The 14,552-nt window shown below is 63.0% G+C and carries 10 protein-coding genes, 1 pseudogene and 2 CRISPR repeat arrays; of the genes and pseudogenes, 2 read left to right on the forward strand and 9 right to left on the reverse strand.

Annotated elements, in window-relative coordinates; translation table 11 throughout:
* Nucleotides 1-484: 484 nt before the first annotated feature.
* Nucleotides 485-994: pseudogene (locus tag GLX_RS04025) on the reverse strand (hypothetical protein); the annotation flags it as partial.
* A 220-nt stretch (nt 995-1,214) separates the two neighbouring features.
* Nucleotides 1,215-1,670: direct repeats of the CRISPR family, unit length 29 nt; unit sequence GTGTTCCCCGCACGCGCGGGGATGAACCG.
* A gap of 602 nt (nt 1,671-2,272) precedes the next feature.
* Nucleotides 2,273-4,672, reverse strand: a complete 2,400-nt coding sequence (locus tag GLX_RS04030; RefSeq protein WP_014104755.1) for a recombinase — start codon at nt 4,670-4,672, stop codon at nt 2,273-2,275.
* A 283-nt stretch (nt 4,673-4,955) separates the two neighbouring features.
* Here GLX_RS04030 and GLX_RS04035 point away from each other — a divergent pair, with 283 nt between their 5' ends.
* On the forward strand, nt 4,956-6,131 hold the full coding sequence (locus tag GLX_RS04035) for a low temperature requirement protein A (protein WP_014104756.1): 1,176 nt from the start codon (nt 4,956-4,958) through the stop codon (nt 6,129-6,131).
* Between the two features lie 700 nt (nt 6,132-6,831).
* Nucleotides 6,832-7,041: a hypothetical protein gene (locus tag GLX_RS04045; RefSeq protein WP_041247165.1), complete on the forward strand. Its 210-nt coding sequence runs from the start codon at nt 6,832-6,834 to the stop codon at nt 7,039-7,041.
* A 130-nt stretch (nt 7,042-7,171) separates the two neighbouring features.
* Nucleotides 7,172-8,115: a CRISPR direct-repeat array (repeat unit 29 nt; unit sequence CGGTTCATCCCCGCGTGTGCGGGGAACAC).
* A gap of 73 nt (nt 8,116-8,188) precedes the next feature.
* Here the strand turns inward: GLX_RS04045 and cas2e are convergent.
* The 7 genes from cas2e to casA all read right to left on the reverse strand — a co-directional run bounded on the left by cas2e (nt 8,189) and on the right by casA (nt 14,343).
* Nucleotides 8,189-8,530, reverse strand: coding sequence for a type I-E CRISPR-associated endoribonuclease Cas2e (gene cas2e / locus GLX_RS04050; protein WP_014104758.1), 342 nt, complete (start codon nt 8,528-8,530; stop codon nt 8,189-8,191).
* A complete protein-coding gene (cas1e, locus tag GLX_RS04055; RefSeq protein WP_014104759.1) occupies nt 8,511-9,470 on the reverse strand; it encodes a type I-E CRISPR-associated endonuclease Cas1e in 960 nt (319 codons plus the stop codon). The genes cas2e and cas1e overlap by 20 nt, the downstream gene beginning before the upstream one ends.
* Before the next feature lie 9 nt (nt 9,471-9,479).
* The gene (gene cas6e, locus GLX_RS04060; protein WP_014104760.1) at nt 9,480-10,187 is read right to left on the reverse strand and encodes a type I-E CRISPR-associated protein Cas6/Cse3/CasE; all 708 of its coding nucleotides are present in this window, start codon (nt 10,185-10,187) and stop codon (nt 9,480-9,482) included.
* Complete coding sequence (gene cas5e / locus GLX_RS04065) at nt 10,184-10,969, reverse strand: type I-E CRISPR-associated protein Cas5/CasD (protein WP_014104761.1); 786 nt, start codon at nt 10,967-10,969, stop codon at nt 10,184-10,186. The genes cas6e and cas5e overlap by 4 nt, the downstream gene beginning before the upstream one ends.
* A gap of 3 nt (nt 10,970-10,972) precedes the next feature.
* Nucleotides 10,973-12,031: a type I-E CRISPR-associated protein Cas7/Cse4/CasC gene (cas7e, locus tag GLX_RS04070; protein WP_041247166.1), complete on the reverse strand. Its 1,059-nt coding sequence runs from the start codon at nt 12,029-12,031 to the stop codon at nt 10,973-10,975.
* Between the two features lie 120 nt (nt 12,032-12,151).
* A complete protein-coding gene (gene casB, locus GLX_RS04075; protein WP_014104763.1) occupies nt 12,152-12,700 on the reverse strand; it encodes a type I-E CRISPR-associated protein Cse2/CasB in 549 nt (182 codons plus the stop codon).
* The gene (gene casA, locus GLX_RS04080) at nt 12,700-14,343 is read right to left on the reverse strand and encodes a type I-E CRISPR-associated protein Cse1/CasA (RefSeq protein ID WP_014104764.1); all 1,644 of its coding nucleotides are present in this window, start codon (nt 14,341-14,343) and stop codon (nt 12,700-12,702) included. Before casA ends, casB begins: the two co-directional genes overlap by 1 nt.
* Between the last annotated feature and the right edge of the window lie 209 nt (nt 14,344-14,552).

The following is a 14,552-nucleotide window of genomic DNA, read 5'->3' on the forward strand; positions in this document are numbered from 1 at the left end:
AATGAAGGATGAGTTCATTTAGAATGGGCGTCTGATCCTGTGTGTTATGTTTCCAATACAGTTTTATGAATGTTTTATTAAATGATCTATATTTAAATACTCATTTTTTATTATAAATATGGACCAGACAATACGGGCTGCAATAATTCAGTGCATTTCCGGTACAACATGGATGCAGGCCGTCATGACCAAGGCATTAAAAAAAATATTACCTTGGAAAATTTTCTCTTTTTCAGGGAAACACCACGGGCAGTTGCAGATGTACTACCGGTTTAGTGTGTGATTTTTGTTGCCACATACCACCGTGGCGGCAAACCGCGCCCCGTCTGACCGTGCCACATGCGTATGACAGCCGCATTGTGGCCACAATACCACACTACGCGCCGGTACTGGCAGCCGGGGCGGCAACCGGGGCGGCAACCGGGGTGGCAACCGGGGTGGCAACCGGGGTGGCAGGCTTGGTGGGCACACCCGCCTGCGGGGTCAGATTCTGGCGGGCCTGCTGGCGGATGGCGTTGCACTTCTGGGTAAACACGGCAGATTGCGAGGCCGTCATGAAATTGATGATGAACGCCACCACCAGCGAACAGAAGGACAGCGCAATCACCGCCTGCCCCAGCCCGCCTATGGGTGTATCGTAATATTCCGCCGAGTACCACAGTAGCACAAGGCTGAGTACTGCCCCGAAAAAACCCATGACACCGGTGTAATGGACCAGGGTGTCTTCCTCATTGGCGTAATCAGTACTTTCCTGCCACAGCAGGTACAGCTTCTGGTTCATTTCCTCTACCTGGCAGTCATGTTCCAACTGCTGCGCGCTGACCAGCCTGCTGGGGGCCGTGCGGTACATGCCCAGTTCCTGCTGTGCCTTGGCAAAGACCCGCCGCCGTTCCTTGATGGCAGGCAGGCTGATATCCACAAAGCTGAGAATTGCCACATTCAGGCCAGCCGACAACTGCACAACCGCCTGAAAATCACCCCAAGTCTGGCTCACGCTGGCCCTCCGGTCTCAAATAGCCGCAAGAACGATACCGCATGCCACCGCCGAAAAGCAGCCTGCAAAACAGGCGGGCAGGATTGCATTCATTCCGGGGTTGGCCCCATGGCAACCATGCTTTCACGGCGGCGGAAAAACGGGTAGAACAAAGGGCCATAAAGTTGGTAGAGTCTTTGACAGTAAAATAGTGATTTGGAAACAATGGGTTCCAGGAAGGGTGTTCCCCGCACGCGCGGGGATGAACCGATCACCGTTCTTGATTCGCCGCTGACCTCTGGGTGTTCCCCGCACGCGCGGGGATGAACCGCGGGGATATGCCTGTATCTGGTGCAGAACAGGGTGTTCCCCGCACGCGCGGGGATGAACCGGTGTTATCCTTCAGGATGCGGCAATCACGCCAGTGTTCCCCGCACGCGCGGGGATGAACCGGCCGACAACGCGGCCATCCAGGCATCGTGAGCGTGTTCCCCGCACGCGCGGGGATGAACCGCCTGCTTGCGGGCATGATAGGCGTCAAGGCGCGTGTTCCCCGCACGCGCGGGGATGAACCGTTCAGGCGACCGCAAAGAAGCAGGCAGAAGAAGTGTTCCCCGCATGCGCGGGGATGAACCGTAATCCACAATGTCCGGGTCGTTCTCAAAGGCGTGTTCCCCGCACACGCGGGGATAAACCTCATCGGACCACGAAGGAAAATGCCCTACAGCACATACGCGCGCTGCCGCTGATTTCGGGAGGCGTGGCCAGACATCCCCGTGGATGACACGCTACAGAATAGTGGCTGAACGGTGGGCAGGTGGGGCCAGCCATAAACCCCACAATATTGATCCCGCCACAAGGGCGGTCCTGCGGTCGGCTGAATATCGCCGCTTCACTGCACGCCGCACCCATTACATTAGGACGGCACGAAGAAGAATTCCACGACAGTTTTCAGTATTGGGCAGGACATGACCGGGATCAGGGACGGCCTGACGCGGATGGCGGCAGTTGGACGCAACCCGCAGTAACTGCGGGAGGCAACTGGGCTGGGACTGTGTTCCCCGCGCATGCGGGGATGAACCATCGTCGTGGATTTTCCGGTCAACCGGAACCGTGTATCCCCCCGCACATGCAGGAATGAACCGTGAGGCAAAAAGACTGCTTGAAATCCCCCCCTGATAAGAATGATAACGGTCTCTGATTACTGCCTTTTTTTCAAAAAGCGGCATTCTTCAAAGCTTTTTGGGAAAAAGCTTCACCAAAAATCTCTCTGCGTTTTCGGGGCTGTTGCGCGGTGCACTAGATCGGGCAGGCACCGCTGGCGCATTGCAGGTGGGCCCAGTCCACCACCTCACGCGCATCCTCACCATGAATGGCGGCGGTAATGGCGGCAAAGCGGCCTGCGGGCACTTCTTCCTCAGGCAGGTATTCGTAGCCCAGATCGGAATCGGGCCTGCTGGGTAGCACGGCGCAGCAGCGCACATGGGGCTGGTTAGCCGCCACCATGGCGCGGAAGCCCGCAAGGTCATGCCGGTCGGTATAGACCTTGAGCGTGTAGGACACCTGATTGCCCTGCGCCGCCCCGATCCAGTATTTCTCCAGCAATTCCAGCCAGCGATACTGCTCGGCAGGCGTGGCTTCCGGGGCGGTGACCACGCGCCCGCCCATGCCAAGCCGCTGGATCAGCGGCACGGTGGGAAAGCCCACAATGCTCATGCCCGGAAAGCTGCGCAGGCTACGCACGGGGTAACCACGGCTGGCATAATCGGCCAGTAGCGGGTCGGAACCTGTCTCCCACGTACCATCGGCGCACTGTACGCCCTTGAACTGCACCCAGCGCAGGTACTGCCGCCGTGCGGGCAGGTGCGCGCCCTCCGTCAGGCCGAACAGCTTGGATGTGGTGCCCGCAGGCTTGACGGTAGTGACCGTAACCGGGCGGGCGGTGCCGGTCTCATGTGCGTAGGCATTGGCCTCGGTCTTGGCAATGGTGGACAATTCGCGCACCGCATCCCAGAACGGTGCGGCGCGCGTCTCATCCAGCAGGTCATGGAAATCAAGGCCAAAACGCAGCCATGCCCATTCATGCAGGCCGGTCGGGCCAATGCCGATGCGGTTGGTGCGGCGCACTTCCTCGCCATACAATGCGTCCATGCGGTTGGCGCGCAACAGGAAGCGCACGCCAAGCCGCACGGCATCGCGCACGCGGGCATCCCATATTGCCGCCGTTTCGGCTGCTACATGGCCGGGGGTTACGCCATCCAGCGCCACCGGGCAGGCCAGCAGCGGGGCAAAATCGCCAATCACGCAGTAGCCACCGGTTACGTGCAGCGTAATCTCGCCACACGGGTTGGTGGTGACCGGAAAATGCGCGCCCGCCGCCCGCCGGGCCAGATCGGCCAGCAGGCCCGCGCCCTCGGTGGCCTGGTAGCGGTGCGAGCGGAAGTCACGCCCGTCCGTATAAACCGGTTTGCGTCGCGCGCTGCCGGTGCGGCTGTCTTCCAGCCGGTCGCCGTTGATGAAGCCGGGCTCGCCATTGATCCACGCGCACCGCGTGGCCTCGGCAAACACGGCGCGGGCATGGTCGGCCAGCGGGGCAACCCGTGCGGGGTCGTTCACGCAGGCCCAGAATTCGGCATCGACCATCACCGAATGGTTGGCCGTCCACAGCCCGCCCTCTTCCTTGGCGCGGATGAAGCGCAGTACATCCGCATCGCGCCACGACTTGGTGGCCATACGCGCGGCCCGGCGCGCGCCGCCCACCTGCACCTCGACCGAGAGATAGTGGTCCACCCGCAGCGCCTGTTCCCATAGCGCCATGCTCCCCGCGCGCGCGGGCCGAATGACATGATCGCGCACGTTGAGCAACCCACGCAGCAGCGAAACCGGGCCGGACGCCGGGCGCCCCTGCATGCCCGCAATCGGGCTGCCAGCGCAGCGGATGGCGCTGAAATCGAATACCAGCGTGCGCGTACGCGCCCCCGCGAAGGCCATGGCCTCGATCATCTCAACCGCCTTGCCCCACCCTTCCCGGCTATCGGCGATTACATGAGCCTGTTCCGCACCTTCGGGCACCTGCGTCATTACATTACGGGACAGGAAAGCGCGGACCTTCCCCTCCATTGCTGCATCGAACGCATCCAGCCCCGTACCCCAGGGCAGGATCTGCATCTCAAGGCCAAGACGCAGCAGGCCCGCGCGGTCGTGGGGGTAGTCGGGGTGACTGGGGGAAAGGACGAACTGCAGGTCTGGCGCCTGCCCCCAGTCCACCACGCACAGTTCATCATCATACGCCCGCCCCACGCCGGACCCGTTGAGCAGGAGGTAGAATTTGGCGAACGAGCAGATGGCCGTGGCGCAGTTGGTAAACATTTCCATGTTCCGCCCCGGCTGTGCGGCATCGCCATGCTGCAGGTGGCGGCCCGAGGTGAGCAGCGCGCCGGTGGCAATGGCGTTGCGCAGTTGCGCGCGCTCGGCTGGCGTGACGGTGGGCAGCAGTTCCGTGTTGCCGCGTGCGACACGGTCGGCCACGCGGCCGAAATCCTCATGGTCGGCGGGACGGAACACGGTGCGGCGACCCACGGCTTCCCCCATGCCCCGGTCCAGCGCGCGGCTAGGCAGCGAGGGGGTGCCAAACGCGCCCTCCAACGGGTTACGCACATGCGCGCGCGCCGTACCAGCCAGCGAGAAACCTCCGTCCATGCTCCAGTTCCTTCATGCCCGCGAAGCCGGGTCCGCCTGGCACGGCCACTTCGCATCATATTGTATTAGATGCATTATGATTGCACCATATCTAGTGGCATGCACGCTTAAATTTAGGTGACTGCCCCCCGCCCCCACCCGCAGGGCAAGACTTCCGCCGTGCGAATCCTTCGGCATGTTTTTTGTAACGGCCATGGTCAGAGTCGGGTTACATGCACGAATCACTTTAATGCCGCAGCCCGTACAGTGACCCCGGCATGCCGCCCCCGATAAAGGAGCCACCATGGCCACACCCGCCCCCACCCTTCACCCGCTGATGCGCCAGTCGGGGCCGGATGGCGCACGGGTCACGAACGAAGAACTGTTCTTCGATCTGGCTTATGTCTTCCTGGTTACCCAGATCAGCCATGGCCTGCTGCACCACCTGAACTGGATGGGTGGGGTGCAGACGCTCATCCTGTGGTTCGCCGCCTGGCTGGGGTGGCAGTACACCGGGTGGGTCACCAACTGGTTCGACCCGCGCGTGCCCGCCCTGCGCGGGGTGATGTTCGTAACCATGGCGCTGGCCGTGCTGTGCGGGGCCGCAGCGCCCGAAGCCTTCGGCCCGCGCGGTCTGGCCTTTGCGCTGTGTTATGCTGCCATGCAGGTTGGCCGTTCAGCCTTTATTGTATGCAGCCTGCCCGCCAGCCATCCACTTGCACCCAATTACCGGCGCATTCTGGGCTGGGGGGTCATTGCGGGCGTGTTCTGGATTGCAGGCGGCGTGGGTACGCCCGCGTGGCGGGTACCGCTCTGGGCAGTGGGGGTGGCGTGTGAATATGTCTCGCCCATGTTCGGGTTCTGGCTGCCCGGCCTTGGGCGCTCGCGCACGGCGGACTGGACGATCGCGGGCGGCCATCTGGTGGAGCGATGCCAGTTGTTCGTAATCGTGGCGCTGGGCGAGACGATCATGGCATCGGGCCTGTCACTGGCGAAGAATACGGAATGGTCGGTCTGGGAACTGGGCGGGTTTGGCACCAGCTTCCTATGCACCATTGCCATGTGGTGGCTGTATTTCGGCACATCGAGCGAGGAAGCCGAGCACAGCATCACTACATCACCCGATCCGGGGCGGATGGGGGCGTATTTCCATTACCTGCATGTAGTGCTGGTGGCGGGCATTATCGTGACGGCAGTGGGCATGGACATCCTGCTTGAAGAACCGGTCGAGGCCGCAACCGGTGCCCCTGCCGTGGTAATGACGCTGGGGCCGGTGCTCTACCTTATGGCCAGCACGCTCTACCGTTGGGTTGCCACCCGCCGCCTTGTGCGCGCGCAGGTGGCGGGCGCGGTCGTGCTGGTGGTGGCAGGCATTGCGGGGCACGGCCTGCCCATGTGGCAGCTTGCACTGGTGGAGACGCTGGTCCTACTGGCTACCAGCTTCGTATCCGTGGGCAGGCCACAGGTGGAGCGGCGGTAACGGGACGGGCCTGTTCTGTCCAACATTTGAAATTACTATGGAGAACCTTCCGTGCACGGATTATACTGCACAGGCGACGCGCCGAGACACGGTGCCATTCTTCCAGCCGTAGGACCGCCCTTGTGGCGGGATCGCCATGGGGGGTTGCCGGGAGCCCCCCCGGCGCGTCGTTTTCCCCATCAGCCCTATCTGTTTCACGGTTGTCCAGACTACCGGAAACGCTCTGCGGTGCCGCCCCGCATGTGCGGGGAACACTCCCGGAAATGGAAAGGAACGTCATGATGGAAACCTTCCTTGGTATCTGCTAGTGTCAGCTAGCGCGTATCGGAGACAACGGTGATATTCTCCCTGCCGAAGGACGTCCCTTTATGGGACGGATCGAATGGGGTTCTGCGGGAGGCCCCACCGACACGCGTTATTCGGTTCATCCCCACGTATGCGGGGAACACGTGGTGAAGACCACGCGCAACCAGCAGGAAAACTTCCTCCAGTCCTTCCATTCCCTGTCATTCGCTAATCCGCGACAGCAGATGCGCAGTCGCCGTGTATTCTAAAGCGAACTACTACTGCCTGACCCGGATGAGGAAAAAGGGAATTGATGGCACGCGGACGGGGCCTGCTACAAAACCCCGCAAAGCGCTCCCGCCATGACGGCGGTGCTACGGCCAGCAGAATATCACCGTGTCGCCGCATGCCAGACATGAACATACGCCATTTACCGGGAGGTTTCCATCATAGCTTTATTTACATATCCGTTGATGGCAGCACCGATCCGATTGCATCTGCGTTGGGCCGGATTGCTGCAATCGGTACCAATCCCACGCCTGTTCTGGCAGCCCTTGGCTCTCTCATGATGACCAATACCCGGCAGCGCATGCGCGAAGGGATCGACCCCAATGGTGTGCGATAGGAAGATTACACCCCACTCAATCCCCTCTACGAGATCGACAGGCCCGACCCGACCATCCTGATCAGTCACGGTGGCTTTACTTCCAGACTGGCGACATCACTGACTTCACAGATCAGCGGAAATACAGTTACGGTTCAGCCTCGCGTATGCGGGGAACACGCTAATGTTAGAATAAGGTTAGCTCCCTCGATCGGTTCATCCCCGCGTGTGCGGGGAACACGATCATGTCATGAACGAAGCGCTGTGCCGGTCCGGTTCATCCCCGCGTGTGCGGGGAACACAGACGTACGGAATGGGAATAAGTTTTTTGTTACGGTTCATCCCCGCGTGTGCGGGGAACACCCGACCGTAAAATCCAGACGGAAGGCCGCCGTCGGTTCATCCCCGCGTGTGCGGGGAACACTCCTGCGTGAAGGTGGTCAGCTTGCCTTCCAGCGGTTCATCCCCGCGTGTGCGGGGAACACCACAACGGCATGTCGGGCGTTGCCCCAGCCGTCGGTTCATCCCCGCGTGTGCGGGGAACACAGATGCCGACCGATCTGCGTCAGTGCACCCAGCGGTTCATCCCCGCGTGTGCGGGGAACACCACGATTGCACGGCGCTGGGCCGCAGATAGAACGGTTCATCCCCGCGTGTGCGGGGAACACTTCAAAACGAAGTTCGTAAAATAGCAGATTTCCGGTTCATCCCCGCGTGTGCGGGGAACACCTATCCAGCCAGGTGGTGAAATCGTTGAACGCCGGTTCATCCCCGCGTGTGCGGGGAACACTTAGTATGAGTGGGACAGTTGGGAAAACGACACGGTTCATCCCCGCGTGTGCGGGGAACACGCCAGACGGCGCACAGTATCATTGTTGGCGATCGGTTCATCCCCGCGTGTGCGGGGAACACATGTTTCGAGTCCGCGGGAATGGCTGCGTGAGCGGTTCATCCCCGCGTGTGCGGGGAACACCAGGGACCGGCGCTGTTCGTATGTCACAGCCTCGGTTCATCCCCGCGTGTGCGGGGAACACCCGCGCACGTCACCATGCAATGCAGCATCGCCCGGTTCATCCCCGCGTGTGCGGGGAACACACTTCCTGGAACTCATTGATTCCAAAAGATTATTTTACTGTCAAAGATTCTACCAACTTTATGGCCCTTTTTTCTACTCCCTTTTCCGCCGCCGTGAAAGCGGGGTTGCCATGGGGCCGGGCTGTGTGGGCAAGGCGGCTTCGGGGCCAAAGGCGACAAGGCGCAGGCCGTCAAAATCCACCGGCACACGGCGGTTACTGCCACAGGTGTCGAACGCAAAGCCAGCATCGGTTGGCGCTGCCCAGGCCATTACCGCGTTGCCTTCACCAATATAGGCACAAACCTGCCCCCATATCATCTCACGCACGCGCTGCCCGTAGCTGCCTACGTACACGCCCGCCCGCACTTCCAGCAGCCACACCGCCAGCCGCCCGCGCAGGCGCGGCGGGGCGTTCTCAACCACGATGACCAGCATCACCCGGCCCTTTCGGCTCCACAAAGGCGACTGGCATGGCTTCCGCCTGCGCCGGGGGCGGTTCCAGCCCGCCTGCCGCCAGCACGTCCTCGATCAGGGGAATGAGGCGGGTCAGGATGTTGGTACGGCGGAACTGGTCACGGCAGCGGTGCCGCACGGCTACCACCGGGTCGCCTATACGCTGGCCCTCCAGCGGGCGGTCATGCTGCACGGCTGCCGCAACACGGAAGGCTTCGGGCACCACGCCTTCGAATTTTACAATATCGGCAATGTCATAAACAAAGCTCTGCGGTTTGCCGGTGTGCAGGAAGCCAATGGCGGGCGCGTAACCGGCGGCAAGGATCGCCGCTTCGGTAATGCCATACAGGGCAGCGGTAGCGGCGGACAGACAGCGGTTGATCACATTGGCCGTATCCCACGCATGCGGGTCGTAGCGCCGCCCGTCCCATGTCACGTTGTGGGTCTGGGCCAACAGGCGATAGGTCTCGCGCACCCGTGCGCCCTCGATGCCGCGCAACTGCTCGACCGAGCGGCGGGCAGGCGCTTCCTCTCCAAAACGCCGCGCGTACATGCGGCGCACGACGGCAAGCCGCGCCGTGTCATCCAGCGCCAGCCGGGCCTGGAACAGCAGCCTGTCGGCACGTGCGCCACCGGGTTGGCCGGAAGCATACAGCCGCACCCCCGCTTCCCCTACCCAGATCAGCAACGTGCCCGCGCGCGCGGCAAGCGCCGCCGCCGCGTGGCTGACGCGCGTGCCGGGTTCCAGCATAAGGCAGGCCACACCCCCGATGGGGATATGCGTGCGCACGCCACGCTGGTCCACCACCACAAACGCGCCATCCAGCACATCAAGCTGGCCCATGGCCACAAATATGATGGACGCACGTTCTTTTAGCGCAATGGGCCGTGGCGGCGGCAGGCCCGGCATGGGGCGGGACATGGCGCGCCCTCAGCCCGCGCGGCGGACCAGCATCAGCCCGCACCCGAACGCCCGCGCCCGGCCAAACCCGTGCAGCAGTGCGGGCACGAACAGCGCCGGGTCTTCCACTGCCAGCACGCCCGTCATGTCCACCACGCCAAAGCGGGCCCTGGCCCGGCCCTGCGCGCGCGGAATGCTCAAGACATCACAGCGTTCAATCTCCGGCGCATCCAACGGCACGAAACCCGTGCGTGCGCCCTGCCGCGCCAGCCATGCGGCCATCACTTCAGGCACCACGCGCGCACGCGCCGTGGCGCGTTCGGCCGAGGGCAATGCATGCAACGCGTCCATCACCACATCATGGCGCTGGCTGCGCGTGCGCCCGGGTGCCTTGCGGTCCTTCTCGGGCGGCTTACGGTCCACCGTGGCGTTGGCACACAGCATGAAGCGCAGCCGGTCGCCCGCCTTCAGCACAGGGGCGAAGGGACGGCTTTCGATGTCAAAGATCGCGTGCCGGTCCACCGGCGCGCGGGCCGAGAGCACCATGAACTGCCCCGGTGCGGTCTGCCGCCACAAAAAATCCCGCCTGCGCTCGGGCGTATCGCCAAACAGCGCCCAGAGCAGGTGGTGCGCCGCTCCATGCTGCTGCCCGGCACTGCCGGGTACCAGCAACCGGATAATGGCCTGCACGGAAGCCTCATGGCGCAACGCCACACGTGACAGGAAGCCTTCGGTCATATCCCTACCTTCGCGTTACAGTGCAGCACGGCTTCCTCACGCAATCCGAACTGCCAGCGCGTGCGTGAGAGCGGCTCGTCACGCCGCATTTCGCGCCGGATCACGGGATGGTCGCCGGCATGCGCCGCCACATCGGCCATATCCATTACAACCAGCGCGCCTTCATCCGCGCGCGAGTGGCCCGCAAGCTGGTCACGGAACAGGCCGTAGCGTGCATGCATCTGGCTTTCCGGGCCGTTATGCTGGCGCTCCAGCAGCACGGCGGTAGCGGTTTCCCCTTCTACCACCTGTGGTGCAAGCGGCAGGCCGGGCGGGCACGACCTGCGCCCCAGCGAGGGCGTGAATACGGGTTCGCGCATGGCGGCACATATTTCCTCAAGGCTCCAGCGCGGCGCGGCATCACGTACCCACACGGCACCCAGGTGCCAGCTTCCCGTGCGGTAGTCGCGGCGCGAGAGGATGGTGGCAAGATCATCCCCTGCCTCCGCCAGTTCACGCGCGCGGGTTGCGGGCTGCCAGTTACGGCGCGTGGGGGCACTCTGGGTCGTGTGATAATCGGTCAGCAACTCGCCAGGGGCATGGCACAGCAGCGCAAGGCCGTAGCCCTGCGCCAGCGCTGCCTGCGCCGCACCATCGGCACGGGTCAGGCCAAGGCATGCCCCCACCAGCCCCAGCACGGCGGAACGCGCGGGGCGGTCTGCCCCATCACGCCGCTCGCCCACCGCAAGCATGCCGAACGAAGCCATGGGGGCCACCATGGCAAATGTCAGGAACCGGCCCATGGTTCAGGCCCGGCAGAAGGTAACAAGATCGGCCAGCGTGGCGCTTTTTGCATCCCCAAGCGCCATCTCGCACGTCTCATCAACGCCGGGGCCATACACGCGGGCCAGTTCCGCGCGGAAATCCTTCAGCGCCGTGATGGAAGAGGCCATCAGGTCCTCCCCCCCTACCGGCCGGGCAAAGGCACCCGCCAGCGTGCGGGGCTGGGCATTGCCCTTTTCCGCCAGCACGTAGCCCGCGCGCGCAAGGGCGGCATAGCTGTTCTGCTTGCCCGAGGGCGAGACCGTCATCGCCGCTTCCACCAGGGCACCAAGGGCGGCTTCCGCCACACCGGTTTCGCCCTCGCCCCCCAGGTTTGACAGCAGCAGGTCACGGTTGATGCACAGGTAGAGGTAGAACACACCCGAGCCAAAGCCCGCCTCCCCCAGAAAGCCCGCGCCTGCGTCTTCCTCGCCTTTGTTCAGATCGTCTATCGCGGTGTAGTAATCATCCTCCACGGTTACGCGGTGGGTGGTCAAGGCGTGGGCGACCTGCACGGCGGCCTCGCGGTTGAAGGCGGGGGCGCTGGCCAGCATGCGGCCAAACAGGGCAATGTCGGCCGCCGTATCCGCACGGTGCAGCAGCGTGTCCTGCTCCTTCTTCGGGTCCACCTTTTCGCCCGCCGCCATGCGGTCGGCCATGGCCAGCGCCATCTCGCGCTCGGTGGGGGAGATGAACACAAGCTGTTCGGTGCGGGTGGGGTTGCCATCCTTTTCCGGCTTGACCTTGCCGTACACGCCCGCAATCTCGCGCGCGATCTTGATGGCATCTTTCTCCTTCGTGCCCTTTGCGTGCAGGTGCGCCAGCACTTCCTCGCCCAGGCGCTGGGTACGCTGGCCCATATGGCCTGCCAGAGCATGGTCAAAGATTTCGGATGTGCGCCATGCCCGCTTGAGCGCCTGCGAGGAAATGCGCAGTCGTGTCACCCCGCCCACCGTGGCGGTCTTGGGCTTGCCCATGTCATCGCGGTTGACGTTGGAAGGCGGGTAGAAGGTCAGGAGATGAAGCTGGATGAAGCGGCTCAATGGTAACATCCTTGTTTTTTGGTAATGTTCGGGAAGAAATTTTTTAAATTGAAGTATTCTCGAATATTTTTGAAAAAACTTCACCAAAAAATTCTTTCTTTTTTGAATAATGCTTTGGGTTCAGCTATCCGTTGCCATCGGGCCAGCGTTCCAGTACTGGTACACCCATTCACGGCGTATCCACTCGGCCCTCACGTCATCATGCGTGCCCTCACGCGGCCACAGCAGCAGCGCATGCGCAAGGTCGGTCACGTTGACCGCCCCGCCCGCCAGCACCACCAGGCGCCGGAAGCCACGCAGGCATTCATCATACGTGCGGGCATCAAGCAGACGGCGGAAGCGGATCGGCTTGCACAGGGTTGTTGCCGCATCCTTCATGTCAACCGGGCCAATCTGGCGGGCCAGACGCATGGCGGGCGTATCGGTGCGCACATGCGCCACCACACCCGCCACCAGCGCCATGCGGGCAATGGCATTTTCGCCCTGTGCCGCGCAGCGTTGCGCCAGCATCTGGGTTTCCGGCTCGAACAGCGCTTCGGTCACGCTACCGCAGTGGCGCAGGCGGGCCAGTGTTGCCCGGTCTCCGGGGCGTTTTCTTTCCGGGTCCGGCTGCAGTTCATGCCACCATGTGGCTACCTGCCGGGCTGTTGCCCTGTCATCACGCCGCATCAGGCACCCTTTCGTGCTGTCTTGGTTTTTGTCTTTACCGGCACCGGCAGGGCCAGCATGTTCAGCAGCCCGACACCTTCCTTGCTGGTACCGGCAACTGCGGTGAACAGCCGCGTGCGTGCCCAGGCGCAGGCCTGTGCCCGTGCTGGATCCGTGTCGGGTTCCAGCTTCACGGTCGCATCGAACTGCCTGCGCGCCGCCTGCCCCAGCATGCCCAGCCACGCCCGTTTCAGCGCCATGTCGTCGCTGCCTTCGCGCGAACCGCTGCGTAGCGTATTGAAAAAACCCGTTTCCGTATCCAGCCAGAACCGCTCACGCACATTGGCCAGCAGCGTGACATCGACCGAAACGGTGCCTTTGCCCGCCAGTGCATCACGCACGCAACCGCGCAGGATATCGGCCACCAGCACCGCAGCGCCCACGCAGTCCCGCGCCAGGTCATCCAGCGCGTCCCGCATGTCGGCACCCTGCGTACCGGGCAGCGGCATTTCGCTTTCCACAAAGCCGCGGGCCTTCATGTTGTCCATATCAAAGCCTGCGGCCAGCAGGCGGGCTGTGTCCAGCAGCCCGATCTCCACTGCCCGTGCGTTGCGCCAGTCGGCCACGCAACTGGCAGGCAGGCGGTTGGTGTCGGTGCTGCTGACCACCACGCCGGTCCAGTGCCGGTAGCCAATGCCGCCGGGCTGAGGGTGGACGGCCAGCCATTCCGTTGTGGCCTTCTGCCGATAGCGTGGCGTGAGCGGGTGGATGACCGCCCCACCATAGGGCTGCCCGATCCAGCCCGCGTATTTGGGGCCATAGGGCCGCTGCCGCCAGCTAGTGACCAATACGTCATCAACCCGGCCGGTCAGGTCACAGGGCGCGCCCTGTGCCGGTGCAAAATCCAGCCGGATGCGCCGTGGCATGCCCCACCAGCACTGTAACGCATGGGCGTTGACGCCTTCACGCACGACGCCTTTATTGCCAGAAGCAATGGTGGGGGCCATCCATGGAAAAATACGGGACATAGCAGCCGGGTCCGCGGCACTGCCGCAGGGCACGTTTGCCCACGCCACGGCCCACAGCCCTGCCCCTTCCTCTGGCAGGACCAGCGTGGTCAGCGGGCCGCCGCCGCGCAGGCCGGTCATGTTGCCCGCCCCGCCGCTGGGTGCCCATGACTGGAGCGTAAACAGCGCCATGGCCGCCGCCCCGCGTCCCAACCGCCCGACCTGCGCGCGGTGCACGAACAGGTCGGCATTGCGCTTTATGGTACTCTCCCCCGGTGCATCGATCAGCAACCGTTCGACGGGTTCCGACCCGCTCTGCAGATCCTCATGGTCCTGCATGAAGCGTGGCCCCGGCCCATCCAGCCAGAAGGCGGGAACAAGGGGAGCAAAGGCGGCATCGAGCGCCGCAACGGTGGGCGGCTGGCACCAGCGCTGGCCCCATGCCCTGTGATCGGCTGGCGGGCAGGCGGTGGCCAGCAGGCCGATCAGGAATTCAAGGGAGGCAATGCGGAAATCGGCACGGGGCCAGTCAAAATCTATGATCGGGTCATTTTCCAGCCCCGCCACGATCTGGGCCGGGCGGATCAGACTGCGGGCCCCGGACCTGTGGCGCACCGGCAGCCATGGGTCTGAAATGAGGTTTAGGGGTTGGGTCATTTAAATAGACATTTCCAGAGAAATATTCCAAAACTCTGGCTGCCAGTTGCAGCTGGCAACCAGAGTCCGATTACACAAGCGCCTGAGGCGCGTAGTCTAATCTGACAAACGTGTACCGCACGTTACGCACCTTTCCTGATTTCTTTGCCGCCACGCAGGGCTTTCGCCCGGCGTGGCTTTTCTTTTTAGCGACATTTCCCATCCAGCGG

Source organism: Komagataeibacter medellinensis NBRC 3288 (assembly GCF_000182745.2).
Classification (GTDB): domain Bacteria; phylum Pseudomonadota; class Alphaproteobacteria; order Acetobacterales; family Acetobacteraceae; genus Komagataeibacter; species Komagataeibacter medellinensis.

Excerpts from the sequence above, each read along its gene's own strand:
- casB (WP_014104763.1), bottom strand. The coding sequence starts at position 12,700 with ATGCGGCGTGATGACAGGGCAACAGCCCGGCAGGTAGCCACATGGTGG.
- cas5e (WP_014104761.1), bottom strand. The coding sequence starts at position 10,969 with ATGGGCCGGTTCCTGACATTTGCCATGGTGGCCCCCATGGCTTCGTTC.
- cas6e (WP_014104760.1), bottom strand. The coding sequence starts at position 10,187 with ATGACCGAAGGCTTCCTGTCACGTGTGGCGTTGCGCCATGAGGCTTCC.
- cas1e (WP_014104759.1), bottom strand. The coding sequence starts at position 9,470 with ATGTCCCGCCCCATGCCGGGCCTGCCGCCGCCACGGCCCATTGCGCTA.
- cas2e (WP_014104758.1), bottom strand. The coding sequence starts at position 8,530 with ATGCTGGTCATCGTGGTTGAGAACGCCCCGCCGCGCCTGCGCGGGCGG.
- casA (WP_014104764.1), bottom strand. The coding sequence starts at position 14,343 with ATGACCCAACCCCTAAACCTCATTTCAGACCCATGGCTGCCGGTGCGC.
- GLX_RS04035 (WP_014104756.1), top strand. The coding sequence starts at position 4,956 with ATGGCCACACCCGCCCCCACCCTTCACCCGCTGATGCGCCAGTCGGGG.
- GLX_RS04030 (WP_014104755.1), bottom strand. The coding sequence starts at position 4,672 with ATGGACGGAGGTTTCTCGCTGGCTGGTACGGCGCGCGCGCATGTGCGT.
- GLX_RS04045 (WP_041247165.1), top strand. The coding sequence starts at position 6,832 with ATGAACATACGCCATTTACCGGGAGGTTTCCATCATAGCTTTATTTAC.